23 protein-coding genes and 1 pseudogene are annotated in these 26,351 nt (G+C 38.6%); 9 read left to right on the forward strand and 15 right to left on the reverse strand.

What is annotated here, in order from left to right; all coding sequences use genetic code 11:
- Positions 1 to 27: 27 nt before the first annotated feature.
- From VB711_RS19900 to VB711_RS19920, 5 genes are all read right to left on the reverse strand, one after another.
- Positions 28 to 552 carry a tetratricopeptide repeat protein gene (locus tag VB711_RS19900; RefSeq protein WP_323288001.1) on the reverse strand — a complete coding sequence of 175 codons (525 nt, stop codon included), beginning with the start codon at positions 550 to 552 and terminating at the stop codon, positions 28 to 30.
- 81 nt (positions 553 to 633) lie between these two features.
- Complete coding sequence (locus VB711_RS19905; protein ID WP_323288002.1) at positions 634 to 1,512, reverse strand: transporter substrate-binding domain-containing protein; 879 nt, start codon at positions 1,510 to 1,512, stop codon at positions 634 to 636.
- Positions 1,513 to 1,532: 20 nt separating this feature from the next.
- Entirely contained in the window at positions 1,533 to 1,889 is a 357-nt protein-coding gene (gene rplT, locus VB711_RS19910) for a 50S ribosomal protein L20 (RefSeq protein WP_323288004.1), read from the reverse strand.
- A 19-nt stretch (positions 1,890 to 1,908) separates the two neighbouring features.
- On the reverse strand, positions 1,909 to 2,106 hold the full coding sequence (gene rpmI, locus VB711_RS19915; RefSeq protein ID WP_323288006.1) for a 50S ribosomal protein L35: 198 nt from the start codon (positions 2,104 to 2,106) through the stop codon (positions 1,909 to 1,911).
- Between the two features lie 72 nt (positions 2,107 to 2,178).
- Positions 2,179 to 2,778 carry a hypothetical protein gene (locus tag VB711_RS19920; protein ID WP_323288007.1) on the reverse strand — a complete coding sequence of 200 codons (600 nt, stop codon included), beginning with the start codon at positions 2,776 to 2,778 and terminating at the stop codon, positions 2,179 to 2,181.
- Between the two features lie 397 nt (positions 2,779 to 3,175).
- On the opposite strand from VB711_RS19920, the gene VB711_RS19925 reads away from it, so the two are divergent.
- Both VB711_RS19925 and VB711_RS19930 read left to right on the forward strand, forming a co-directional pair.
- Positions 3,176 to 5,557, forward strand: coding sequence for a phosphoketolase family protein (locus VB711_RS19925; protein ID WP_323288008.1), 2,382 nt, complete (start codon positions 3,176 to 3,178; stop codon positions 5,555 to 5,557).
- 111 nt (positions 5,558 to 5,668) lie between these two features.
- Entirely contained in the window at positions 5,669 to 6,187 is a 519-nt protein-coding gene (locus VB711_RS19930; RefSeq protein ID WP_323288009.1) for a DUF29 family protein, read from the forward strand.
- Between the two features lie 413 nt (positions 6,188 to 6,600).
- Here VB711_RS19930 and VB711_RS19935 read toward each other — a convergent pair whose 3' ends face one another.
- Complete coding sequence (locus tag VB711_RS19935) at positions 6,601 to 6,978, reverse strand: DUF1823 family protein (protein WP_323288010.1); 378 nt, start codon at positions 6,976 to 6,978, stop codon at positions 6,601 to 6,603.
- Positions 6,979 to 7,131: 153 nt separating this feature from the next.
- Between VB711_RS19935 and VB711_RS19940 the strand changes: the two genes are divergently transcribed.
- Complete coding sequence (locus VB711_RS19940; protein WP_323288011.1) at positions 7,132 to 7,428, forward strand: acylphosphatase; 297 nt, start codon at positions 7,132 to 7,134, stop codon at positions 7,426 to 7,428.
- 92 nt (positions 7,429 to 7,520) lie between these two features.
- On the opposite strand, the gene VB711_RS19945 is transcribed toward VB711_RS19940, so the two are convergent.
- Positions 7,521 to 8,330: a dienelactone hydrolase family protein gene (locus tag VB711_RS19945; protein ID WP_323288012.1), complete on the reverse strand. Its 810-nt coding sequence runs from the start codon at positions 8,328 to 8,330 to the stop codon at positions 7,521 to 7,523.
- An 82-nt stretch (positions 8,331 to 8,412) separates the two neighbouring features.
- Complete coding sequence (locus tag VB711_RS19950) at positions 8,413 to 13,341, reverse strand: response regulator (protein WP_323288013.1); 4,929 nt, start codon at positions 13,339 to 13,341, stop codon at positions 8,413 to 8,415.
- 317 nt (positions 13,342 to 13,658) lie between these two features.
- Between VB711_RS19950 and aroB the strand changes: the two genes are divergently transcribed.
- Positions 13,659 to 14,753: a 3-dehydroquinate synthase gene (gene aroB, locus VB711_RS19955; RefSeq protein ID WP_323288014.1), complete on the forward strand. Its 1,095-nt coding sequence runs from the start codon at positions 13,659 to 13,661 to the stop codon at positions 14,751 to 14,753.
- Positions 14,754 to 15,060: 307 nt separating this feature from the next.
- On the opposite strand, the gene VB711_RS19960 is transcribed toward aroB, so the two are convergent.
- From VB711_RS19960 to VB711_RS19975, 4 genes and pseudogenes are all read right to left on the reverse strand, one after another.
- The gene (locus tag VB711_RS19960; protein WP_323288037.1) at positions 15,061 to 15,249 is read right to left on the reverse strand and encodes a type II toxin-antitoxin system HicB family antitoxin; all 189 of its coding nucleotides are present in this window, start codon (positions 15,247 to 15,249) and stop codon (positions 15,061 to 15,063) included.
- A gap of 154 nt (positions 15,250 to 15,403) precedes the next feature.
- Positions 15,404 to 16,585 (reverse strand): hypothetical protein, encoded by a 1,182-nt coding sequence (locus tag VB711_RS19965; RefSeq protein WP_323288015.1) that lies wholly within the window; start codon positions 16,583 to 16,585, stop codon positions 15,404 to 15,406.
- Positions 16,582 to 16,854, reverse strand: a pseudogene (locus VB711_RS19970) (DUF4365 domain-containing protein); the annotation flags it as partial. The gene VB711_RS19965 and the pseudogene VB711_RS19970, both read right to left, overlap by 4 nt.
- Positions 16,855 to 17,119: 265 nt before the next feature.
- A complete protein-coding gene (locus VB711_RS19975; RefSeq protein ID WP_323288038.1) occupies positions 17,120 to 17,686 on the reverse strand; it encodes a Uma2 family endonuclease in 567 nt (188 codons plus the stop codon).
- A 248-nt stretch (positions 17,687 to 17,934) separates the two neighbouring features.
- Between VB711_RS19975 and plsX the strand changes: the two genes are divergently transcribed.
- From plsX to VB711_RS19995, 4 genes are all read left to right on the forward strand, one after another.
- Complete coding sequence (gene plsX / locus VB711_RS19980) at positions 17,935 to 18,960, forward strand: phosphate acyltransferase PlsX (protein WP_323288016.1); 1,026 nt, start codon at positions 17,935 to 17,937, stop codon at positions 18,958 to 18,960.
- A gap of 232 nt (positions 18,961 to 19,192) precedes the next feature.
- A complete protein-coding gene (locus tag VB711_RS19985) occupies positions 19,193 to 20,182 on the forward strand; it encodes a beta-ketoacyl-ACP synthase III (protein WP_323288017.1) in 990 nt (329 codons plus the stop codon).
- Between the two features lie 220 nt (positions 20,183 to 20,402).
- Entirely contained in the window at positions 20,403 to 21,293 is an 891-nt protein-coding gene (fabD, locus tag VB711_RS19990) for an ACP S-malonyltransferase (RefSeq protein WP_323288018.1), read from the forward strand.
- Between the two features lie 981 nt (positions 21,294 to 22,274).
- A complete protein-coding gene (locus VB711_RS19995) occupies positions 22,275 to 22,544 on the forward strand; it encodes a hypothetical protein (RefSeq protein ID WP_323288039.1) in 270 nt (89 codons plus the stop codon).
- Between the two features lie 333 nt (positions 22,545 to 22,877).
- Here VB711_RS19995 and hemJ read toward each other — a convergent pair whose 3' ends face one another.
- The gene (gene hemJ, locus VB711_RS20000) at positions 22,878 to 23,462 is read right to left on the reverse strand and encodes a protoporphyrinogen oxidase HemJ (protein WP_323288019.1); all 585 of its coding nucleotides are present in this window, start codon (positions 23,460 to 23,462) and stop codon (positions 22,878 to 22,880) included.
- 370 nt (positions 23,463 to 23,832) lie between these two features.
- The gene (locus tag VB711_RS20005) at positions 23,833 to 24,684 is read right to left on the reverse strand and encodes an alpha/beta fold hydrolase (RefSeq protein WP_323288020.1); all 852 of its coding nucleotides are present in this window, start codon (positions 24,682 to 24,684) and stop codon (positions 23,833 to 23,835) included.
- A gap of 123 nt (positions 24,685 to 24,807) precedes the next feature.
- Between VB711_RS20005 and VB711_RS20010 the strand changes: the two genes are divergently transcribed.
- Entirely contained in the window at positions 24,808 to 25,122 is a 315-nt protein-coding gene (locus VB711_RS20010; RefSeq protein ID WP_323288021.1) for an antitoxin, read from the forward strand.
- Between the two features lie 6 nt (positions 25,123 to 25,128).
- Here VB711_RS20010 and VB711_RS20015 read toward each other — a convergent pair whose 3' ends face one another.
- Positions 25,129 to 26,259: an FAD-dependent oxidoreductase gene (locus VB711_RS20015; protein ID WP_323288022.1), complete on the reverse strand. Its 1,131-nt coding sequence runs from the start codon at positions 26,257 to 26,259 to the stop codon at positions 25,129 to 25,131.
- Positions 26,260 to 26,351 lie beyond the last annotated feature (92 nt).

Here is a 26,351-nt window from a genome sequence, read left to right on the forward strand (position 1 = left end):
TTTAGGAAAATTTGTCAAGTCTAAATTTTACGCAATCACCAAACGACGCAAAGATTCAGCCCGACGTTTTGCTGTAGGATTATTGGGGGAGAATTTCAGGGCTTGTTCATACATTTCTAGCGCTTGAGTATTTAAGTTTTTGCGCTCGTAAGCGTGACCCAGATTATTCAAAGCTACTACATAGTCTGGTTTAAGTTTGATGGCTTCTTTATATTGACGAATTGCTAAATCATATTGATCTTGGGCAAAATAAACGTAACCTAAACCGTTATAAATAGGAGCAATACTTTCTTCTCCTTCTTCTTCGGCAGCTTTAAGAGCTTTTTGAAATAATGGTATTGCTAAGGTAAAGACTTTTTTTTCTGAGTAAATACTGGCTAATTCATAATATTCTTGAGCGGTACCTTTTTCTTTATTTAGCTTGGTTTTTAATTTGGCTAAAGAACTCTCTAGTTTGCGAGTTTTGAAGATTTGGCGAAATACAGTCACTCCAGCAAATGCGAGTAACCCAATGAAAATAGAAAGATAAACGATAACTAGATTTTTATCCATTATTATAGGTAATAGGTGATTGGTAATTGGTAATTGGTGATTGGTAATAAAAGATTTATTCCTCCCCTGCCCCCTGCCCCCTTATGGAAGTTTCCAATATTGGGTGCGTTCTTTGAGCCAACCTGTGACTTGGTAACGAGCGATCGCTTCATTTACCTTTCGTCTTAATTCATCATACTGCAATCCTCTGGCCATGACTACAGATAAAGGTTCAGTAGATAACTTTGTAGGTAAAATATGATATTCTGGATATGTTTGTAGCCAACCACTTAGCACACTCCCATCAGCCGCAAAACTATCTACGGCTTGACTTTCTATTTTTTCCCGTCCTTGGATATAGGAATCAACCCCGACTAATTCAGCATTAGGAAGATAATATTTTACCTGACCGATGGTACTGGAGTTGTTAAGTACAGCTATTTTACCTTTTTCTAAATCTTTTAAATCTTTAATAGCAGGATTTTTTGTAATTAAAGCAGCACCATCAAAATAATAGGGAACACTGAGACTAACTATTCGAGAACGTGACTCAGTAGCGGTGATTCTAGCGATCGCTAAATCAACTTTTTGGTCTAAAATCACAGATAGGCGATCGCTATTGGCTACGGGTAGCAACTTCACACCATCTTTATTACCCAGTAAATCAGCCCCTAAACGTTTCGCTAAATCAATTTCTAAGCCTTGTAAATTGCCCTGTTCATCCCTAAATCCCAAAGGACGCAAGTTATCTTTAACAGCAATATTTAAATAACCGCGTTGCTGAATTTCTGACATCGGGGCGGCAGATGCGACCAAATCCGTACCCCAAAACCCAAAAAATAATACCAACAAGCTAGTTGATAATACTAATATTTTGCCCAACAAAAATAAACAATAAAGGATGAAGGATGAAAATGGGAACCAAAAGCCCTCATTTTTCACCCCCCCAGATTTATTTGTAGGGTACACTTCAACCTTCATAGTTCATCCTTGGGACAACCTTAACCTTTCATTGAGCTTGCCAATTCAGCAATTTTGCTAAAACTTGCAGGATCTAAAACCGCCAATTGCGCTAACATCTTGCGATTTAGTTCCACGTTGGCTTTTTTCAAATTTCCGATTAACTGGCTGTAACTCAAGCCGTGCTGCCTAGAAGCGGCATTAATCCGAGTGATCCACAGACGGCGAAAATCGCGCTTTTTCTTTTTGCGATCGCGGTAGGCACTTCTAAGTGCCTTCATTACCTGTTGGTTAGCGGTTCTAAACAGAGTCGAGTGAGAACCACGAAAACCTTTAGCTAATTTGAGAATTTTATTGCGGCGTTTACGAGCTACGTTACCGCGTTTTACCCGGGTCATATCTTACTACCTGAAGGATTTACAAATAAGGGAGCATTAAGCGTACATTGTCTGCATCCCGTTCATCCACAACAGCCATTTTAGACATATTGCGCTTTTTGTTAGCAGACTTGTGTTCTAGTAGGTGGTTTTTGAAAGCCTTGCGACGCACGATTTTACCAGTACCTGTGGCACGGAACCGTTTTGCTGCTGCTTTACGAGTTTTGAGTTTAGGCATGGGAGGGCTTTAATTCAACACAATCCCTTATTATATACCAAAAACCTCAAATTTCACTAACATTTTATTTTTTTAATTGCTGATACTAGGATCTAAAACCATGCGTGAGCCGGATTGGTCTACATGATAAGTCCAAGATTGGCCTTTAACCTGAACGGTTACTATCCAGCCTTCAATCGGGTCAAATATCTGAGCGCAGACTTCACCAAAATTGAATACGCAAGAATTACTGAAGGTTTTTGGTGTAGCTTGAATAATTTTGATGGTGTTAATTGGTAAACCAGAACGTTGGGAAGCATCAAGTAAAATTTTATCAGCGATATTTTCTGGTAATTGGGTGGCACTAGAGACAATAATTTGGGGATCAAGAACAATTTGTGAACCTGGTTTATTGACATGATAAGTCCAAGGTTTTTTGTCTACATTTACAACTATTGACCAACCTTGAATTGGTTTATACTCTTTTGTGCAGATTTCCCCAAATTTAAAGCCGCAAGCATTACCAAAGGTTGTTGCTGTGACTTGTGTAATTTTCAAATCAGCAATTTTCACCCCAGAACGCTGGGAAGCATCTTTTAAAACTGCTTGAGCAATATTTTTAGGTAAGTTGTTTTGAGATACTTGAATTTCTTTTGCAGTGGGAACAGCCACAGTAGTATTGTTATTATTCATTCCTGAACCACAGGACAAGAGACTGATCAGGGTGAAAATTAAAACAAATATTTGGGGTAATTTACGGTTTTTGTTGAATTGAGAATATAACTTGCTCATGGCTTTTAAAAATCACAGTAATGTCGCTACTATAGTGAATTTTTTCCAAAAAATCTAGTTGATAAATGAGCATTATTTCAGCCATATTGCTCTATTTAAGAAATAAGGGCTAATTATTACCCTAAGTTGCGTTTTTATATTCTGACTCCTGACTCTTGACTCCTTCTTCAATCTACCTGATACACCGTACAGACTAGAAAACATCCGCAAATAAAAAGAACTTATTAAGCAAAACTCAAAAAAAATAATCACAGCTACAATAAACCTGAATAGGTGCAAATACTTTTTGGAGTTGACAATGACCTTAGCAACCACAACCCCATTAAAACCATTATCAGACACAGAACTACAGAAAATTAACGCTTACTGGCGTGCTGCTAATTATCTCTCAGTTGGACAAATATATCTTCTCGACAATCCATTACTGAGAGAACCTCTGAAAATAGAACACGTTAAACCCCGACTGTTGGGACACTGGGGAACTACACCAGGGCTAAACTTTATTTATGCTCACCTGAATCGAGTCATTAAAAAGTACGACTTGAACACAATTTACATAGCTGGCCCTGGTCATGGTGGACCTGGACTCGTTGCTAACACCTATTTAGAGGGAACATACAGCGAATACTACCCGAATATTTCCCAAGATGCTGGGGGAATGCAAAAACTTTTCAAACAGTTTTCCTTTCCTGGTGGTATTCCTAGCCACGTTGCACCAGAAACCCCTGGTTCTATCCATGAAGGTGGAGAATTGGGTTATGCTTTGGTTCATGCCTTTGGTGCTGCTTTTGATAACCCTGATTTACTGGTTGCGGCGGTTGTTGGGGATGGAGAAGCGGAAACTGGTGCATTAGCTACTAGCTGGCATTCTAACAAATTTCTTAACCCAGTTACTGATGGTGCAGTTTTGCCGATTCTGCACTTGAACGGGTATAAAATTGCTAACCCCACAGTTTTAGCACGATTGCCCCATGATGAACTAGAAAGCCTATTTATCGGCTATGGTTATAAACCGTATTTTGTGGAAGGTTCAGATCCCGCCGATGTTCACCAAAAAATGGCGGCAACTTTAGATATAATCATTCCAGAAATTCAAGGTATCCAAAGAGAAGCGCGGGTGCATGGGTTTAAAGAAAGACCACAATGGCCGATGATTGTTTTACGCACTCCTAAAGGTTGGACGGGTCCTAAGGAAGTGGATGGGAAAAAAACCGAAGATTATTGGCGATCGCACCAAGTTCCTTTTGGTAATGTTGCCGGAGTACCAGGACATTTGCAACTATTAGAAGATTGGTTGAAGAGTTACAAACCAGAAGAACTCTTTGACGCTAACGGTACACTAATTCCTGAATTAGCAGAATTAGCCCCCAAAGGACAGCGCCGCATGGGAGACAACCCCCACACCAACGGGGGAGCCTTGTTGCGTGATCTGATTATGCCGGAATTTGAAGACTATGCTGTAGATGTACCAGAACCAGGGAGAGCGATCGCTGAAGCCACCAAGGTCAGTGGTAAATTTCTGCGGGATATCATGAAACTCAATGAAAAAAGTCGTAATTTCCGCATTTTTGGACCCGACGAAACCGCATCCAATCGCATAGATCCCGTCTTAGAAGTTACTGACCGCACCTGGGTAGCCCAAACTCTCCCCGAAGATGACCATCTCTCACCCAACGGTCGAGTCATGGAAATGCTCAGTGAAACCAACTGTCAGGGCTGGTTAGAAGGCTATCTCCTCACCGGTCGTCACGGCTTCTTCTCTTGCTACGAAGCATTTATTCACATCATTGATTCTATGTTCAACCAACACGCCAAATGGTTGAAAACTACCCGTGGGATTCCCTGGCGGCGACCAGTAGCTTCTCTCAATTATCTCTTAACATCTCACGTTTGGCGACAAGATCACAACGGATTTTCTCACCAAGATCCCGGCTTTATCGATCATGTATTGAACAAAAAAGCGGAAGTTATTCGCGTATATTTGCCACCCGACGCTAATACTTTACTCTCTGTCACTGACCACTGTTTGAGAAGTCGTCAATATGTTAACGTTATTGTTGCAGGTAAACAACCAGCGTTGCAATACTTAAACATAGATGCAGCCATCAAACATTGTACCAAAGGTTTAGGTATTTGGGAATGGGCGAGCAGCGATTTAGATGGTGAACCCGATGTAGTTATGGCCTGCGCTGGAGATGTTCCCACCCTAGAAACTCTAGCAGCAGTAGACATCATGCGGCAACATTTCCCAGAATTAAAGGTGCGGGTGGTTAATGTTGTGAATTTGATGAAATTACAACCACAAAGCGAACATCCCCACGGTTTAAGCGGCAAAGATTTCGACACCATTTTTACCACTGATAAACCGATTATCTTTGCTTTTCATGGCTATCCTTGGTTAATTCACCGCTTGACCTATCGCCATACTAATCATAAGAACCTTCATGTTCGTGGTTATAAAGAAGAAGGAACAACAACCACTCCTTTTGATATGGTTGTTCTCAACGATCTTGATCGTTTCCATTTAGTCATGGATGTAATTGATCGTGTACCAAAACTAGGTTATAAAGCCGCTTACGTTAAACAACAACTGGAAGATAAACTGATCGAACACAAACACTACATCGCTAAACACGGCGAAGATATGCCAGAAATTCGCGATTGGAAATGGCCATATTAGGTTAAATACTGCTCAGTTAAGCAAATTTATGAGCAGGGAAATTCTGTAGAGACGTTCCATGGAACGTCTCTACATTTCTTAACTAAGTTTGAATTTGAGGCTAATACACAAATGACACAGGAATTAATTGACCTCAGAAATAGAATTTTACAACAACGTTATACAGAAGCTTTAGCTATTGTTGATGACTTAGAAGGAATGAGTAGACAGGGGATTTTACGGAATATCCAATCTTTTTTGAAGATTTTATTGATTCATTTAATTAAAATTCAAGTAGAACAGCGAATAACAAACTCTTGGGCTGCTTCAATTCGTAATTCACTGATAGAAATTAAAAAACTTAACCTCAAAGAAAATAAAAAGTCATATTATATTAATCTAAATGAATGGGATACCTATATTGAAGATGAAATAGAAGTGGCTATTCGTGATGCGAGTATGGAAGTTTTAGATGGTATTTACAATGAATTTCAAATTACTGAAGTTGTAGAAAGAAACCAAGTAATTTCAATTTGTTTAGAAGTTTTGGCTTTGACATATTCTTATTCTGTGAAAGAGTTACCTGCGGTTATTGCTGATTTTTTAACTCAGTTACCTGGTGGTAATGATTGGAAATTGGGGAAAAAGTAATATGGGTTTTTTTACAAAATTGCGAGAAAAGTTCAAGATAAGAACCCCACCCCCAACCCCCTCCCCGCAAGCGAGGAGGGGTTATGATCAATACTTCTCGGTTAGAGGATGTTTGAAAAGTTTCCGGCGATTACAAATCGCTACTACACAAACAAAGTCCGCCTGCGCGGACTATACTTCTCAAGGTTACAATTTGAGCTTTTGCCTAAAGGGGATATATTGATGTAAAAACGCAAGTTATAGACTTCTCAAGTATAACGGAAAATAAAGGGTTTTGTCTATGTAGCCGCGACTTCTAGTCGCCAGGACGAGTATGAATTTAGACTTTTCAAACACCCTCTTAAGGAGTGTAGGGATTCTCAGTTTTACATTCTTTTTTGGAGATGTTTAATGCGTAAGTCTTAAAAAGTTCTTTATTCAATTTTACCTGTTGTTAATTGCATATAACTTAATAACCAATTAGCTGCTGTTGCTCTACGGGTTTGTCGGGGTCCAAATTCACCAATTTTATAACCTTTGAAACCTAACTTTTCTTTGAGGATTTGTTTGTTTTCTTGGGGAATGGAGCGCGTTAATTTCATGGTTGCAGGGCGAGAATCAAGAAAATTTGTTGGTTCTGGATACTCATCTCGCCATTCTGGTATAACTTGGCTGGTATCCCATTTGTTGCTGGCTGAGTCATAGCGATAACCTAAATAATACCATACCAATTGGTTGACGGTGGTATCATCAATTGTATCATTGATAATTGCCCAAATTGTTTCTGTGTTAAGTGGTGGTAGGTTAGACATATTCTTCACGAATAATTTATGATTTCTATAGTGGTATGCACTTGAATGAGATACAGAATCTACAGTAAAAGCCTTATGGCAAGATACTCTTGACTCCTGACTCCTGACTCCTGCTATATAGTCCCAGTAAGATTAATAATACTAAATTTGTTTATGCAAAATAGCCCACCAGTACCAAAATTAGTTCGCGCTCATGTTTTTATTGCTGGCCGAGTCCAGGGGGTTGGCTATCGTTACGCTACTGTGGAGACTGCAAGCCAGTTGGGGTTAACTGGTTGGGTACAAAATCTCCCTGATAGTCGTGTAGAAGCTGTGTTTGAAGGGGCGCGGGAAATTGTGGAAGAGATGGTTCGGTGGTGTCATGTCGGACCACCTGCGGCTGTGGTGAAGGAAGTTTTGGTTAAGTATGAACCTTTGGAAGGTTTGCGGGGTTTTGATGTGAGAAGATGATCGTTTTTTTCTTCTACGGTGCGTCAGACCTGATAATTTCACCACCATTAGCCATATTTCTCCATCTGACGCACCCTACTAACTATATTTTTTTAGGATTTTTTCTTTACAGGTTGCTTGCGAAAGATTTCCGCGAAAAATTGCCGCATTGCTTGCCAAGAACGTTGATCTGCGATTTGATTATATTCCGCGCCTTTGGGGTCATTTTTGGCTTCTGGGTTGGTGAAACTATGTACTGTTTTGCCGTAGGAGATAAATTGCCAGTCTACTTTTGCTTGACGCATTTCGTCTTCAAAGTCTGTGATTTGCTCTTTTGGGACAAAGGGATCATCAGCACCATGTAATACTAATACTTTGGCTTTGATGTTTTTAGCGTCGTTGGGGTTAGGGGTGTCGAGGTTGCCGTGGAAACTGACTACACCAGCGATATTTGCACCACTACGGGCTAATTCTAGCACTGTTCCACCACCGAAGCAGTAACCAATGGCAGCAATGCGTTTGGGGTCGGTTAAATTATAGTTTTGTAAAACTTTTAAGCCAGCGATCGCTCTTTCGCGTAATAATTTCCGATCTTGACGATAAAATGTCGCTTGCGCTCCGGCTTCTTGTTGGTTTTTTGGTCTAACTCCTTTACCATATATATCGGCGGCAAAGGCAACATAGCCTAGTTTGGCTAATTGTTCAGTCCGTTTTTTCACATAGGACTGTAAACCATTCCATTCGTGAACTACCAATACACCAGGGCGCTTGCTTTTAATTGCGTCATCATAGGCCAAATAGCCTTCTAAAACTGTATTTCCTTGTTTATACTCGATGGTTTTGGTTCTAATGGCTGCGGAAACATCACTAGAAGCTAATAATACAACGAATGGTGTGAGTAAAATAGAATATAGAAATTTCATCTAAAACCTCCCGGAGACTGACATTAAAATTGATTATGCCTGTAAAGTGCTGTGGTGTAAAGTAATGGCTCTCAAATTGTGATTAAGGTAATTTATTTTTAATTAAAAAAGCTTGGATGTGATTGATAGAATCTTCTAATTGTGAGATTAAATCTTCCACATTAGTCAGATCATGATTACGAATCATTTCTTCAATCTTTTCTGCTGCTTCCTGCATGATTGTCACCCCAACATTACCACTAGAACCTTTGATATGATGGGCTTCTTTTGCGAGTTGGGTCAGATCATTAACAGCGATCGCTCTTTTTGCCATCTCTATATGAGACGTAGTATCTTCTACAAACATTTCCAATAATTCAAATTCAAATTCTGTATTGTTGTCTGAAAGTTGATGTAAATATTCCCAATTAATTGTTAACTCTGGACTAGATATTACTTGAGTCCAACGTTCTAGCATCGCTGCCAATTTATCCTTAGCAACTGGCTTACTTAAATAATCATCCATTCCCGCATCTATACAACTTTGTTGGTCTTCTTTCATGGCATTGGCTGTGATAGCAATAACCACTGGTTGACGACCACTAGGAAATGAATTTAAATTTCGACGACGAATTTCTCTGGTAGTTTCCAAACCGTCTAAAATTGGCATTTGGTAATCCATCAGAATTAAATCATAGGGAACTTTTTCTAATAAATCCAAAACTTCTTGACCATTGGCAACAACATCAGGATTGTAACCTAATCGTTGGAGTTGTTTGACAAGAACTTTTTGATTCACCAGATTATCTTCTGCTAATAGTAGTTTTAACTTTGGTTTACTAGGATCATGTAACTGTGGAAATTCCCCAGAGATATGAGGTTGTTCAACTCTAGAAACTGAAGCATAATCTAATTTTGTTTGATGCTGTAAAATATTCATAATCGTATCAAGCAGTCGAGATGGTTTGACGGGTTTAACCAAATAACTGGTAAATCCGATATCTAATGCTTTCTGCACTTCATCTCTTTGATTGGTAGAGGTTAACATAATTAGAGGAACATGAGCGATCGCACTATTGGCTTTAATTTGCACCCCCAAAGTTAATCCATCTATATCAGGCATTTGCATATCGACCAAAACCACATCATACAACATCCCTTGTTCAGCAGAATGGTGTAAAATTTCCAAAGCAGCGACAGCACAATCGGCTTGATCTACTTCCATTCCCCACAAGGTAGCCTGATGGTAAATAATTTTCCGGTTGGTAGCATTATCATCTACAACTAACAAACGTCGCTGGTTAAGAATATCATTTTCTTTATTCTGAGAAAAAGGTACAGATAACTTGTTAAAAGGTAACTCGAACCAAAATTTAGAGCCTTTACCACGTTGACTTTTGACACCAATTTCTCCCCCCATTAAAGTTACTAACTGTTGACAAATAGCCAATCCTAAACCTGTGCCACCGTATTTCCGGGTAATAGAAGCATCAACTTGAGTAAATGGTTGAAACAGCTTATTTTGATCTTCAGGACTAATACCAACACCCGTATCTGTAATCGCAAAATGAATAATAGCTGTAGTGTGGGTTTCTGATTTTAGTTTTGCTTGCACCACCACCTCTCCCACACTGGTGAATTTGATCGCATTACCAATCAGATTCATTAAAATTTGTCGTAGACGACTAGCATCTCCCTGGAGATGGGTGGGGACATTGCGATCAATTAAAGCCCCAATTTCTAATGTTTTATCATGGGCTTGGGGAGCTAACAACTCTAATACTTCTTCAATACAGATAGATAAGTCAAAATCCAGAGTTTCTAACAGCATTTCTCCGGCTTCTAGTTTAGACAAATCTAAAATCTCGTTAATTAGGGTTAACAGAGCATCACCACTCACACGAACTGTTTCGACAAAATCTCGCTGTTCTGGGGTAAGAGGAGTTTCTAATAATAAACCTGTCATACCTAAAACTGCATTCATTGGAGTCCGAATTTCGTGACTCATGTTAGCTAAAAAACTACTTTTAGCTTGAGAAGCTAACTCGGCTTGCTCACGAGCTAATTCTAGTTCTTGTCTTTGCAGAGTTTCTGCTGTGAGTAATTGACCTTGAGCTAGGGCAATACCTATTTGATCAGATAGGGATTTTAAAAGTTCAGTTTCCCAGTTATTCCATTGACGAGTTTGGTGACATTGATGAGCAATTAATAAACCCCAAAGTTGATCTTTAAGGAAAATTGGAATCACAAGGTTGGCTTTAACATTAAACCTTTGTAGTAGTTCCAAGTGACAAGGTTCGATATTCGCTTGGGCTATATCGTTAATCATACCAATCCAGCCCTGACGATATTTCTGAATGTAATCTTCTTTAAAACAAGGGTCAACAATATTTTCACCCATAACTATTGACAAGCCAGGAATCACTGCTTCTTTTAAGGCTGTTAAAGAACCATTTTCTTCCAATTCCATAATCAGTACACGATCAGCTTGTAGCAGCCTTTGTACTTCTGTAACGCTGGTTTGGAGGATATCGTGGATTTGTAAAGATTCCCGGATTTTGAGAGTAACATTGGCTAATAATTGCGATCGCAAGTTTTGACGTTGTAATTCTTCTTCTGCCTCTTTGCGCTTGATAAACTGACCAATTTGATTACCAATAGAAGTCATCACCCTCAACAATTCTGGATTTTCTAGTTGAATATGGTGATGAAAGAAAGCCATGACTCCAATTGTGATATTACCACTGCGAATCGGAAAGCCAAATCCTCCATGTAATCCTACTCGGTTAGCAATCTCTATTCTCTCAAAATTACAGTCAATGCAAACATTATCTAACCATACAGATTCTCCTGTAGTCCAAATTCTTCCAGGTAGTCCAATTCCTGGTGCAAAAGTGATTTTTCGAGTCACTGCGGCAAATTCATCACCTGCTAAAGATTCTCTATACCAAATATCTAAACAACGCAGGATATTTTCTTCCTGGTCAATTATCCAAATTTCGCCCCAATCCCATGCTAAAGTTTGACAAATTCCTTTTAAACTCAAGTGAGTCACATCATTAATAGTTGTAGCTATGGCTAAGGCACTGGTGGCCGCATATTGTACATTTAGATATTGTTCAGCCTGTTTTTGTTCACTGATATCACGACAAACAGAAATTATTCCTCCCTGTTCTAATCGTGTGAGTGAAATTTCTTCGGCAAATTTACTCCCGTCCTTTTTCTTGGCTACAATTTCTCCATGCCAATAACCCTTTTCTATCAATATCGGTTGCACCTGAGCATCAAACCATTTAATCTCATCTTGACTATAAATATGTTCTCTTGTTTTACCCATCAATTCACTAGCATCGGTATATCCAAACATTGTGATGTAGGCACTATTGAGATAAACGTATTCTCCATTTTTACCAATGATCGCAATGCCATCAGTGGCAGCTTCTATTGCAGTTAATTGACGTTGTAGTGAATCTTCTACTTCTTTGCGTTCAGTGATATCAAGACCTGTACTGATGATATATTCAATATCCCCTTCATAATTAATCAGGGTGGTATTTGACCAGGTAATAAGTCTTTGTTTACCGTCTCTAGTAATCCAACAGCTTTCGTATTCTTTTCCACCTTTACCTAACTTTAGCTGCTCAAATATAGCTTGGGTAGATGATTTATCTGACTCTGCTATAAACAAGTTCCAGAAACATCGACCAGTAACTTCGTTGAAGGTGTAACCAGTTGTTTGTTCACAGGCTCGATTGAAGCGGATAATTTGTCCTTGAGGATCGATCACCATGACTAAAATACTGGCTGTATCGAGGATGCTAGAAATAAAGTTGCGTTCTTGTTTGAGTGATTCTTCTGTTGATTTACGTTCGGTAATTTCCCGATAAATTAGGTAGTAGACTACAACTAAGATTAAGATTGATAGACAAATAGCGATCGCTAATGCTAAAATCGTATTCTGAACATTCGTGCTTAATTTTTTAGACTGCTTCACCAGTTTATTTCTTTCTTCTTGCTCTAACTGATCAATATCTTGATATATTTTATCATTTATCTCTTTTCGTTGTATGGATAAAAAATCTTCCAATGGTTTTGATAAACTATTTTGCTGACGCAACCTAATATTTTCTTTACTTGTTGATACCTTTAATTTTATCTGTGCTTCAATTGCAAAAACGCGCTTTAATTGCTCTGGTTCATCTGCTGTTAATTTTTTTAATTCTTCCATTTTTTGATTAACATTTGTAATCACCTGTTGATATTTATTTAAATTAACCTGATTAGCCATAATCATATAAGTATTTTGGGCAGATTCAGCTTGTTTAACATAAAATAATATTTTTTCTTGAAGATTTATTAGCTCCAAGGTCTTTTTTTGTTCATTATATATATCTAGAAAAACTCTAACGTTTTGATAACAAACTGCACCAATCATTACCATTACTAAGGATGCTAATCCAAACCATCCCCCCAACTTAATTAAAAATAGTTTATTTGCTTGTTTTTGTTTTTGATTTTCTTTTTTTACTAACACTAAATTTGCTAAATTACGTCGCAATTCTAATTCCTTAATTACGTGATGCCCTAAAATTCGTAATGCTTCTAACTGTTTTTCACTAAGTTCTCTGGGTACATTATCAATCACACATAAAGTTCCCAATGCGTACCCCTCAGCATTAACTAAAGGTACACCTGCATAAAAACGAATATCGGGACTTGATGTAACTAAGGGATTATTTTTAAATCGTTCGTCAAGTGTAGCATCAGGAACGATAAAAACATCATTTTGTAAAATGGCATGACTGCAAAATGCTATATCACGAGATGTTTCTAGCGCGTCTATTCCAAGTTTAGATTTAAACCATTGACGATTTGTATCAATCAAACTAACTAAAGCTATGGGAGTTCCACAAATATAAGAAGCTAAACGAGTTAGATCATCAAAAGCAGCTTCCGGTGCAGTATCAAGAATTTTATACTCTAAAAGTGCTTCTATTCTCTGTGCTTCGTTATCGGGTAATCGTGCTTTCATAAATTAAAACTAGATAAATTAATGGAAGTGAATTTGGCAAAGATATACTCCAGAAAAATGAGATTTGAGCTTTTGTAAAATTACTAAAAAACTATGATATTTCTTCGTAGTTTACCCCTACTAAACCCCTATTCATGGAACCAAAAAATTAAGTATTTAAAAAAGTCTAATTCTTTCACATTCCTCAGTATAACAGTGCTTTACTGATTTTTGAATATTAACTATTTCATTTCTTCGTCGGTAAGCATAGCCGAACTACCTACCCCCAAGCTTCCAGAATGCGCTAAAATACCCGGACTGATCTATGGTGTAGAAAAATGAGTTCTGTAATTAAAGTTAATCTACCGGAAAATGCTTACGAAATAGCGATCGCACCTGCTAGTTTAGATCAGTTAGGTGAAAAAATGTCTAGTCTACAACTAGGTAAGAAGGTTTTGCTAGTATCCAACCCCATGATATTTAAACATTATGGAACAAGAGCGATCGCATCTCTCGAAAATGCCGGATTTGAAGTCACCAGCTACAACCTACCAGCCGGCGAACACTATAAAACCCTCAACTCCATCCAAAAAATATACAACATCGCCCTAGAAAATCGCCTAGAACGTTCCTCGACAATGGTGGCATTAGGGGGGGGTGTAATTGGTGATATGACAGGCTTTGCCGCCGCCACCTGGCTACGTGGTATCAACGTTGTCCAAGTTCCTACCAGTCTTTTGGCAATGGTAGACTCCTCAGTTGGTGGTAAAACCGGCGTAAATCATCCCCACGGCAAAAATTTAATTGGCGCCTTTCACCAACCACGTCTAGTTATTATTGATCCAGAAGTATTAAAAACTCTCCCAGCGCGGGAATTTCGGGCGGGAATGGCAGAGGTGATCAAATATGGCATCATTTGGGATGCTGAATTGTTTAGCCAATTGGCAGCCAGCAAACACCTTGATCAACTCCGCTATGTAAAAACCGACCTGATAAATTACATATTAACTCATTCTTGTCAAGCTAAAGCAGATGTTGTCAGTCAAGATGAAAAAGAATCTGGACTGAGGGCTATTCTTAATTATGGTCACACCATCGGTCATGCAGTCGAAAGTGTCACAAATTATCGTCTGTTTAAACACGGTGAAGCTGTGGGAATTGGTATGGTAGCAGCCGGAGAAATTGCTGTAGAATTGGGACTTTGGGCAAAGGAAGACGCAGAAAGCCAAAACGCCCTGATTCAAAAAGCCGGTTTACCAATTAAGTTACCCACGGACTTGGATATTGAAACTATAATTGATGCCTTGCAATTAGATAAAAAAGTGAAAGCGGGTAAAGTCCGGTTTGTCTTACCAACCCAAATAGGAGTTGTAAAGGTGACAGACGAAGTACCAACGGATATTATCATCAAAGTATTACAGCAGATGCAGTAAATAGGCTGATATATTTAGGTTTGAGTTATATTTTGCCTAAGTCCTGATTTTGTAGACTGTAGGGTGCGTCAGACCGAATAATTGAGGACAAAATCACTAATTTTAAGATTTTGACGCACCTAACTTAACAAAAAAAGCAACCCATCTTAATATAGATTTGAAACAGCGTCTAAAATTTTATCGCCACCACTACCGAACCTTGAAAACCTTATAATTTCGTTAACCTGTGTCGATGCCTTATCCAGTAAGGATTTCAATGTTGGGTTAAGCAAAGCGCAACCCAACCAAAAATTAATCAATGTAAAAATTACGCGACTTTCAAGAACTTGCCTAAAACTTGCGGTTCGGGAAGAGATTCACCGTCTGCTAAACATGACTCAATCAGCATTTCTAAGACTTCCTGACCATTTTTTAAAGCTTCTTCGTAAGTTTCACCATGAGTAGCTTTGTAGGTTGGGTTAAGCGACAGCGCAACCCAACAAAAGCCCGTAAATATTGGGTTTCCTAACGTCAACCCAACCTACCTGATTTAATGTTTTTAGTTTAAGCGACAAGTATTGCGTAGCGTCCCGTAGGGATAGACGCGAAGGAAGAAGATATGTAATTTAATCAAAAATTTGTGATACTTTAAAATTTAGTGAATTTAACGATTATTTTCGCTGTATAGAAAATTTCTCTACTTCCCTCACAATTAATTGTTCATTTTCTTCAATCAAACTACCATTACATATTATTGGAAGTTGATCTAAATTAGCTTGAATTGCTATTAGATAATCTTGACGATTAACTTCAATAACAACCTCTTCCTCTCTATTTTCTATCATAGTTATAACGATAACTTTTGCTTTTTCATCTCCTCCAAACCATTCAAGCTTAATTACTAACCCTGTAATTGTTGAGCGTAATAGTGCTTGCTGAGAAGATAAAGGCAATATAATCGTATCCTGTTGAATATTTTTTCTGTTTCTACCCAAAGTAACTTTACGAGATTTCAGTTTATTTTTAACCTCTGTAATCACAGGTAAAATTTGTTTATTTAATTTTATTTCTAAAGGAAAATTAGATGTACGTTCTATTATTTTAGAACCTGTTAAATTAAAACTCAAATTTGGTTCAGTAGCAGTATTTATCATGTGTGATAACGCATCACATAAATTAGCACTCACACCCTCTTCTATTGCTTCATCTAAAACATTTTCTCTTTCAGAAAGCTTTTGTTCAGGAGCTAAACTAATAATATTCAAAGCTTTAAATAGAGTTTTAGTAACTTTTCTTTCAAAGCAATCTTCAGATTGATAATTATCTACTTGTAATGGAGAAATAATAGTTAGAACATAACTTCCTTCTTTAGTATGACCCAGACGTAATTTTTGCATATAGTCAGTTACTTCACTAAATGAACCTTTAAAGTAAGGTCTAGGTTCTACGGCAGACGAAGCAGCAGACCACATCAGCTTTTTCGCTGATTCAAATAATTGAACTCCTTGAGATATAGGAATACTACCATTTATAATTTCTGCATGATTCACTGAAATTTTTATAATTTCTGCCAATGGATTTTTAAGATTATTTATTATTTCTAACTGAGAACGATGTTCTACAATTGCCAGATTTTGTAAAACTTCGCTCATTCGAGCAGGAAAATCACGAAACTCAGGATTTAGAGGTAAGAGAATTTCAACACTTTCTCCCTCACCTACTTCTAAGATCCAAATTGATGCAATATCGTTTATTTGGCTTTGCTGTTGCCAACCCTGATTTCTTAAATAGCCAGCAACTTCTAAGGGATTTATAGATTTAAGAATATCAATATCTTGTATAGTTGCTTTCATGGAGCGCCCCCATTTGAAATTATTTTCATCAAATTTTCTAGAGCTTCTACATTGAATATTTTGTCTCTTGATAAACGCACTGACTTACTTTCTTGTCCAGCAGGTAATTCCTCTTTTCCTCGTAGTGATATCCAGTAAGCACAATGTTTCATAACTAATTCTTCTTCGGATTGGTATAACCAGCTATTTATATCATCAGCCAAGACAACAACAACTAAAATACGCGGAACATAAACATCAGTATATCTCAAATCATCATAGTTTTTTTCTTTAAGGAATAACTCATACTCTTAGCATTAACTACATTCCTTTGAAAAGGGGCTTTTAACTGTAATTCTAAACGAGGAGAGCGATAAGTTCCAATAGGTCATTGCCTAGTTTCACGCTTTTGTCATCCCATATTAGTGCGGTGCGTCAGATACAGGAAGTCTGTTAGATGCTCAATTATTGGGTCTGACGCACCCTACGAGAGATAGAATTGATAATTTGCGTAGCGTCCCGTAGGGATAGACGCGAAGGAAGAAAATATGTAATTTAATTGAAAATTTGTGATACTTTAAAATTTAATTGACTAAATTGTGGAGATACAATTAAATCATCACCGGAAAAGTTACCAATTTCAGTGTAAATTTGGTTAATCAATTCTAACACTAATACGGTTTTGGTTTGTGGGTCAATAATCCAATATTCAGGAATACCGCAATCTTGATATTGTGAACGCTTGGCGATAAAATCTCTGTCTCGTTGTAATTCACCAGGACTAACTACTTCAATCACCAATAAAGGTGGTAACATTGATAGGCGAATTGTGTTACGATTTGCTAATTGCTGAATATGCTCTTCTCGAATAATAGTTAGATCAGGATAACGGTTTCTTGGTTCTCCCCTCACTTCCAATTCTAAACCATGTCCTCTCACTCTTTTATAGCCTAATAGTAGGACAAATTGAAATAACAAGAATGTGGCAGCCTGAACATTAGTTCCTGATTCTGGGGGCATTTCAATTAATTCTCCATTGAATAACTCATAGAGTTTGTCTGTGCCATCATCATAAGATAGGTATTCTTCAAAGGTTTGAAATTGATGTTTAGTTTGTAGCATCATGGTCACTCCGTGATTACTCTCAATACAACCGATTACAAATGACAGTTACACAGATGTTCGCATAGCGTCCCGTATGGGTAAACAACCTGCGTGGGTTTGAAGCACCTAATTTGCTGTTAGTTAGATTTTAACACCGAGTTGCCCCTAGACCCCAGACCTAGTTTTTTTAGAACAATTTGTCTAAATTTGAATTGTTGAGTATTACCATCTGATAAAATTTGTAAGGTTTCTTTGAGCTAGGAGCAATGGCATCGACTGAGGTACGGATCGCGATTGACGCTATGGGAGGAGATCACGCACCCGGTGAAATCGTCGCTGGCGCATTACGCGCACGGGAAGAATTGGGTGTAAAAATATTGTTGGTGGGTGATCCTCAACAAATTGAAGCTGCTATGCCGCCAAAAACGAATCTGGCGGATGTGGAGATAGTTCCGGCTGATGAAGCGATCGCTATGGATGACGAGCCTTTAAACGCCGTTAGACGTAAACCCAAGGCTTCTATCAACGTAGCGATGGATTTAGTCAAAAAACAACAGGCAGATGCGGTATTCTCTGCGGGTCATTCTGGGGCAGCAATGGCATCAGCTTTGCTTCGCTTAGGACGATTAAAGGGCATTGATCGACCCGCAATTGGCACAGTTTTTCCGACAATTTTAGCCAGCAAGCCTGTACTCATCCTTGATGTTGGCGCTAATGTAGACTGTCGCCCCAAATTTTTAGAACAGTTTGCTGTGATGGGGTCGGTTTACAGTCAGTATGTTTTGGGTACACCTGAACCCAAAGTAGGTTTATTGAATATCGGTGAAGAAGAAAGTAAAGGTAATGAAGTAGCTCTCCGCGCCTATCAATTGTTACAGAAAAATCACCAAATTAACTTTATTGGCAATGCTGAAGGTCGGGATGTATTATCCGGTAACTTTGATGTTATTGTCTGCGATGGTTTTGTAGGTAATGTGTTGCTAAAATTTGCCGAATCCCTTGGTTCAGTAATTCTCCAAATCCTACGAGAAGAATTACCCCAAGGTCTACACGGTCAAATCGGTACAGCCATCTTAAAACCCAACCTCAAACGGATTAAACAACGCATGGATCACGCAGAACACGGTGGTGCTTTGCTGTTAGGTGTAGCGGGAATTTGTTTTATCGGTCACGGATCTTCTCAAGCACCTTCTATTTTTAGTGCTATTCGCATGGCAAAAGAAGCTGTAGATAATCATGTACTGCAAAGACTTAATTCCCAATATCCCATCCTCCAGAATGAGAGTAGTTAAGCTTCTCTGGTTCTGTCGGTAATGCTAGGGGAGACGGACTTTAGCCATCTGTCATTTGTCATTAGGTCATAGGCAACAGACAGTGATCACTCAATAATTGGGGGTAAATTGCTCAGTGATAACCCTCAAATGGCGCAAAATCGTTTCCATTCCAGGTAGTCCGCCCCGAATTATTGAGCAGATAGCACGGACAAATGACAACGCTAAAGTTTAGAAGAGATTAGGAGTGCCAATGTTAAAGGGGATTGCAATTACAGGTAGCGGTTCGGCAGTACCAGCAACTACTTTAGATAACCAGTTATTAACACAGTTGGTAGAAACTTCAGATGAGTGGATTACCACAAGAACAGGAATTAGTCAACGGCGAATATCATTACCAACCGAGTCTTTAAGTATACTGGCTACAACCGCAGGTAAGCAAGCGATCGCTGCGGCGGGAATTACGGCTGCGGACATTGATTTGATTTTGTTGGCAACCTCTACCCCTGATGATTTATTTGGGAGTGCTTGCCGTATTCAAGCGGAATTAGGTGCAACTAAAGCAGTGGCCTTTGACTTAACTGCGGCCTGTTCTGGTTTTGTCTTTGGACTTGTGACAGCAGCTCAATACATTAGAACAGGTGTGTATCAGAATGTACTATTGATAGGGGGAGATATCCTGTCTCGTTGGGTAGATTGGCAAGATCGACGGACTTGTATATTATTTGGTGATGGTGCGGGGGCGGTAGTTTTGCAGTCCAACGAGAGCGATCGCTTACTAGGATTTTCCCTGAAAAGTGACGGCACTCAAAACCACTATCTCAATCTACCATATCACGGCTCTGCCCAAGAATTATCACCAGGGATTAACGTAACGAAAGGCACTTATCACCCCATCACCATGAACGGTAAAGAAGTCTACCGTTTTGCAGTACAAAAAGTGCCAGAAGTCATTGACAAAGCCTTATTCCAAGCTAATATCACCATCGATCAAATAGATTGGCTCATATTACACCAAGCAAATCAACGCATACTCAATGCCGTTGCAGAACGTTTAAATATACCAGAGCATAAAGTAATTAGCAACGTTGCCAATTATGGTAACACTTCGGCTGCTTCTATCCCCCTAGCTTTAAATGAAGCCGTCCAACAAGGTAAAATTAAACCCCATGATATCATTGCCACCTCCGGCTTCGGCGCAGGTTTGACCTGGGGGGCAGCGATTTTTCAATGGGGAAGATAGGGGGCAGGGGGCAGGGGGCAGGGGAGGCAGGGGGCAGGGGGCAGGGGAGGCAGGGGAGGCAGGGGAGGAATAATTAATTTATTACCAATTACCAATTACCAATCACCAATCACCAATTACCAATTACCAATTACCAATCACCAATCACCAATCACCAATCACCAATCACCAATCACCAATTACCAATTACCAATTACCAATTACCAATCACCAATTATCAATGACTAAAACTGCATGGGTGTTTCCCGGACAAGGTTCTCAAACTTTGGGTATGGGTATGGATTTATTAGATATAGCATTTGCCAAAGAAAAATTTGTTGAAGCTGAGGCGATATTAGGTTGGTCTATCATAGATATTTGTCAAAGTAACGAAGAAAAACTATCACGCACACTTTACACTCAACCAATTCTCTACGTTATAGAAAGTATTCTTGCTGATATTTTGAAAGAAAAAGAAAAACCAGATTTAGTTGCTGGTCACAGTTTAGGAGAATATATAGCCCTGTATGTCGCTGGGGTTTTTGATTGGTCTACAGGGTTATATTTAGTTAAACGTCGTGCGGAAATTATGGATGAAGCCGCCGGTGGAATGATGGCAGCGTTAATGAACTTTGACCGAGAAGAATTAGAAAAACTCATTGCCGAAACCCCAGATGTAGTGCTGGCAAATGATAACAGTCCCGCACAAGTGGTAATTTCTGGTACTCCAGATGGGGTAAGAAAGGTGATGTCTGAAGTAAAAGCCAAACGCGCTATCCCTTTGAGAACTTCTGGAGGATTTCACTCACATTTAATGACAGCCGCAGCTACAGAATTTCAAGAAATACTAGATTCTGTAATCTTTGAATCAGCTATTATTCCAGTTTTATCTAATGTTGAACCTACTCCAACCATTGATGCAGAAATTTTAAAACACCGACTTACTAAACAAATGACTGGTTCAGTACGCTGGCGAGAAATTGTGTTGCAATTACCAGAAAATGGAATTGAACGAGTTATAGAAGTAGGTCCTGGTAACGTTTTAACAGGTTTAATTAAACGTACTGTTTCTGGTTTAACTTTAGAAAATATTCGTAGTACGGCGGATTTACCTGCTGAATGTGTGGTCTGAACCAGGATTTACAGGATTTAAGGATTCACAGGATTAAAATAAAAGATGATTAGGATTTACGCACAAGTCAATGAAAAATGAACAAGATGAATATAAATTAGCGTTGCTGAAACCAAGTATGAATTTACAGCAAATTGTCATCAAACCTGGAACAAGAACCCCACCCCCAACCCCCTCCCCGCAAGCGAGGAGGGGGCTAAGATGTATACTAAAAACGGTTGAGACATGTACTTTTCCAAAATTACGAAAAACCCAGATTTGTAGGGGTTTAGCAATGCTAAACCCTTACCCACAGAATCAAATGATTAAGCCGTGTTTAGTATATGTTATATAATTGGAAATTGCCGTAAGTGTAGAGACTTTCCATGGAACGTCTCCAGAAGGGTTTTTAAATCATCAAAAATCATTGTCATACCTCAAATCAGCAACGCCATAAATTCTAAATCCTGAACATCCTAAAATCCTGAGTATCCTGATTCAGACAGTGAAAAATAAACAAGATTAAGATAAATTGTAAGTCTAAATCCTGAACATCCTAAAATCCTGAACATCCTGATTCAGACAGCGAAGAATGGTGAAAAATATACCAAGTTTTGTTTACTGTTATACAGATAAAACCTGCAAACCGATACTTATATTCTACCTTTAGTCAATCATAAGTAATATAAATTAATATATTTCGTATTTTTTATCTTAAATAGTAGTGCTTGATACATACAATCACGAAAAGCGTAGTTAACATTAGAAAAATCTTGCATCAAACAAAAAAATAAAGGACAAAAATTTTTGTTCCCCTTTGTCTTTCTATCTTACAGACAGCCATTAACAGGAGTATAAGTCTTCAAATAATTTACCTGCATTGAATAGTATCTATATGATGTTGTCTCCAAAATGAGCCAACAAACTATACCACAAGATTGAGGCAGCACTTGACAAAAGGCTGTCATTATGCAACATAAGCTAAATGCAAAGGAGTTTACCATGCATCGACAAATGTGCTGGTTATCTAAGTCTAGCGGCGATGGTGAAAAGATTTTGTATTTGCAAATCGCCCCTGGCCAACCTTGGCGACCTCATACCACCTTTCCTCAATTTGCAGTTCCAGATTATCAAATTCCTGGTGGTTCTAAGGGTTGGGCTACTTACCAAAAACTCTTAAAAGCAGGTTGGACATTAGTACCCAGTGCCAGGTCTAGCGAGTTTGGTGGTAGTGTTTATGCAGAGTCAACTGTGCAGAATCAAAGCCTTTAGGAGAACTTTCACCATCTTCAGTCACTAACCCAAGGTTCTACCCGTAAAACATCAGGGAGATACTGGTGATGTATGCGTGGAACAGAAATGGCTGCGTCAGCATCCATAATCTGGACTGTTTTACTCGAAATGGAGGAATAAATTATTTTGTACTGTGGTTAGAAAGCGATCGCCTACAGCATATTATCACGACTTACGCAAAACGTAACGAAAGTAGGGGTAATTTATAAATTACCCTCTACAAAAAATGTGGTTTTTTGATAATATATTTTTGGCGTTTTCTGGTGTAAATTCTATAGATGTTACGCCAAAACATCTCTACTTTATACCCCGTTAACTTTGGGCTTGAGGAACTTGATTTAGTTGTTCCAATTCCTTTTCTTTATTGCGTCTGCGAATTTTGGCGTAAAGCTGAATGCTGACAGCCATGAAAACAATTAAACCAAAAATTAACCATGCAGTTAGGTCTGTGGGCAAATTATTCTTAAATATAGCCAACATGACTATCACCACTAACATCAGGGTTGGTGCTTCGTTTAAAGCCCGCAAATGTTGACCACTCCAACCACATTCACCTTTGGCTAATTGTTTCATTAACCGACCGCAGTAATGATGATAGCCAATTAAGAGGGCAACACACAAAAGTTTAAAGTGTAACCAAGGTTCTTTTAAAACATCTGGTTCTGTGGAAATTATACCCACTGCCATAGCGATCGTTACAAACATTCCTGGGGTGGTAATAATGTCGTAAAGACGCTTTTCCATGATTTGATACTGATTTTTCAGTATTGTTCTTGCGGGTTCTGGTTCTTGGTTAGCTTCAACATGGTAAATAAAAAGACGTACCAAGTAAAATAACCCAGCAAACCAAACAACAAACCCAACAATATGAAACGCTTTAAACCAAGAATAAGCCATGAATCGTAACCTACCTTTTTTAATTTGTTGTAGAGTAACTGTTAGATGCTTGTAATTAATATGATTACAGCATTGCAGTTTTACAGTGCGTCAGATTTCTCAAGTTTATTGATTATAGGACTTACGTACGAGTTACGGAGTATCTAACCGCAGAGGACGCAGAGGACACAGAGAAATAAGAGTTTGAGAGGTTTTTTGGGTAAGTCCTAGATGAGATATCTCCGAAATTAAACGTGTGTTTTCTAGAACCTTTGTAAAGGGGTTCTATTAAACGTCTCTACATTTTTTATCAGAGATGTCTATTGTTGTTGAAATTATTGAATTTGACGCACTCTACTAATATGCCAGTTTTCATGTATTCAGACCAGATTTATTTGTTCTGACTACGACGGATAAAGGGTAATAGGTCTTGCAGAATTGTTTCGTGATAGTGTTCTTGGGGATAATGGGCGACGTTGTTAAGTTTAATTAACTCGGCATTGGGTACAGAATTGGCAAAACTTTCCGCCATATCTACAGATAACCAAGGATCATTCATTCCCCATTGTATTAAAATTGGTTGTTGCCATTGTTTAAAACCTGATTCAATTTCTGTCATGGACTGGGATAGTTGTAAGTTGCGAATTGTAGCGAGAAGTCCGCGACCAGATGCGGATGTCTTTAAATATGGTCTACGATAAACATCTAAATCTTTATCTTCGACGCGGTAACAACTACCACCTTCTAAGGTTCTATCAACTAATAAGGGGTCTTGAGTCATTATTTCCCCTGCTATTGGTAAACCCATTTGTTGAATTTTCCAAGGTAATTTGACAGATGGAGAAATGGGTGTATTTAAAATGACGATATTGGCAATTTGTTCGGGATGACGTAAGGCATATTGTAAGCCAACAGAACCTAAAAAGCCTTGTACAACTAGGGAAAAACGTTTTATTTCTAGGGTATTGACAAATTCACCTAAAGCTGTAATAAATGCGTCGGGGGTATAGGCAAAGTCCCGTTTTTCTGGTTTGGCAGAATAACCGTAACCAATCCAATCGGGAGCGATCGCTCTTGTTCCTTGCTTGGCTAAAGCTGGTATAATATTTCTCCAACTATAACTTTGGGAAACAATGCCGTGGAGCAACAACACGGGCAATAGGTCAGTTTCACCAATTGGTTCAGCTTCTCGATAAAACCATTCTAAAGAATTTACAGTTATCTTATGTTCTTTTATTGACACAATACTTTCCTATTTGGGACACTTTTATCATCTTACAAATAGGTAGCAGATGTACAGCGATCGCTGTAATTTTAATTTATTTTTAGGCTGGTTAGGCGATCGCATACTTACGAGGTTAAAAAAATGCACAATTTAGATTTTGACAATATGACTATTGATCAACTCACTGTAGCTTTAAAGTTAGATCAAGAGGAACGTGAATTACTAGAAAGTATTGAAAATGATGAATGGGTCAGCGTCCCTAATGTTGAAGAAGAAATTAAGCGATTTCAAAGTTATGCCAAAAATCAGCTTGCTAGGCAGAAAATAGAAGTTAAAATATCTATGGAAGATACCACTAGAATTTATGATTTAGCTAATCAGTTTGGTCAATCTGTTTCTAGCTTGGCTGAAGATATTATTCATAGATATTTAAAAGGAGAATTAGTTGAAAAATAATCTAGTTTAAATTGCATTTACAGGATTGATCATCTCACAAATTGCCGAGGCTGTGGCAGGTGCGAGTAAAACACCATTGCGATAGTGTCCCGTAGCTAAAAGAACATTACTAAAACCTGGCAACTTGTCAATCACTGGTGCTGGTCTGCCTTCGGGACGGGGACGTAAACCTGACCAGGTGCGGAGAATCTTGGCTGAGGCTAAATCGGGAATGAAAGCGATCGCTTGTTTTCTCACCGATGCCAACAAATCCTGTTTTGGTAAAATCTGATTCTCTTCATCTGGGAATTGTACCGTAGCTCCCACCCAGTAATCACCACCACCCATCGGCACAATATGTACATCATTACCAGTAATCACAGGTTGAAAATTCGGATTTCCTAAAATATGTCCTAAACTCAAATACAAAGCTTGCCCTAAAACAGGACGAATATTCACTAATTGAGTCGTTAATAATGTTGAACCCAAACCAGCAGCCACAACCAACCAATCAGCCGGAAATTTACCTTCTGTAGTTTCAATAAAAGTACATTTTTTGACTTCTGCCAAATTTTCAGTATCGGCTTTTTCTAAACTCTGAACAGCCACACCAAATTTAAAATTAACACCTCTGCGTTGGGCCGCATCCACCAAAGCTAAAGTTAAAGCAGTAGGATTAAGTTGACGGTCTTGGGGAGAATAAACTGCACCAATAATATTAGGATGATTAATTTGGGGACAATATTGCTGGAGTTGCTGATTTTCCCAAACCTGCAATTCCCAACCTTGCAATTTACGAACATCTCGCAATTGTTCCCAATCAGAAAGCACCTCCACCCCACTTTCTAGAGGTTGTTCTGGGTTTTCTGACAACAGCATCAAAATTCCCTGACGATTATAAGGGATTTTCCGACCAGTTAAAGCCTCCAGTTCAGGAATCAAAGTTTCATAACGTTGAATACTAGATTGGCGCATTTGCCAAGCTTTACCCTTAATTTTATGACTAATTACTCCCATTAACACACCAAGGGCAGCGCCAGTGGAAGCTTGTGCTGGGGGTTTTTGGTCAAAAACAGTAATATTTAAACCTTTAACTTCGCTGAGTTGATATGCGATCGCCGCCCCAACTATACCACAACCGACAATCACTACATTCATGGCTTTTGAGAAGTAAGGGGTAAAAAGTGAAGAATTATTTCCTTCAGCCTATCACCCCCTCACCCTGGGATTTTGTTACAAATGCAGGATTA

The sequence above is a fragment of the Cronbergia sp. UHCC 0137 genome (assembly GCF_034932285.1).
Classification (GTDB): Bacteria; Cyanobacteriota; Cyanobacteriia; order Cyanobacteriales; family Nostocaceae; genus Cronbergia.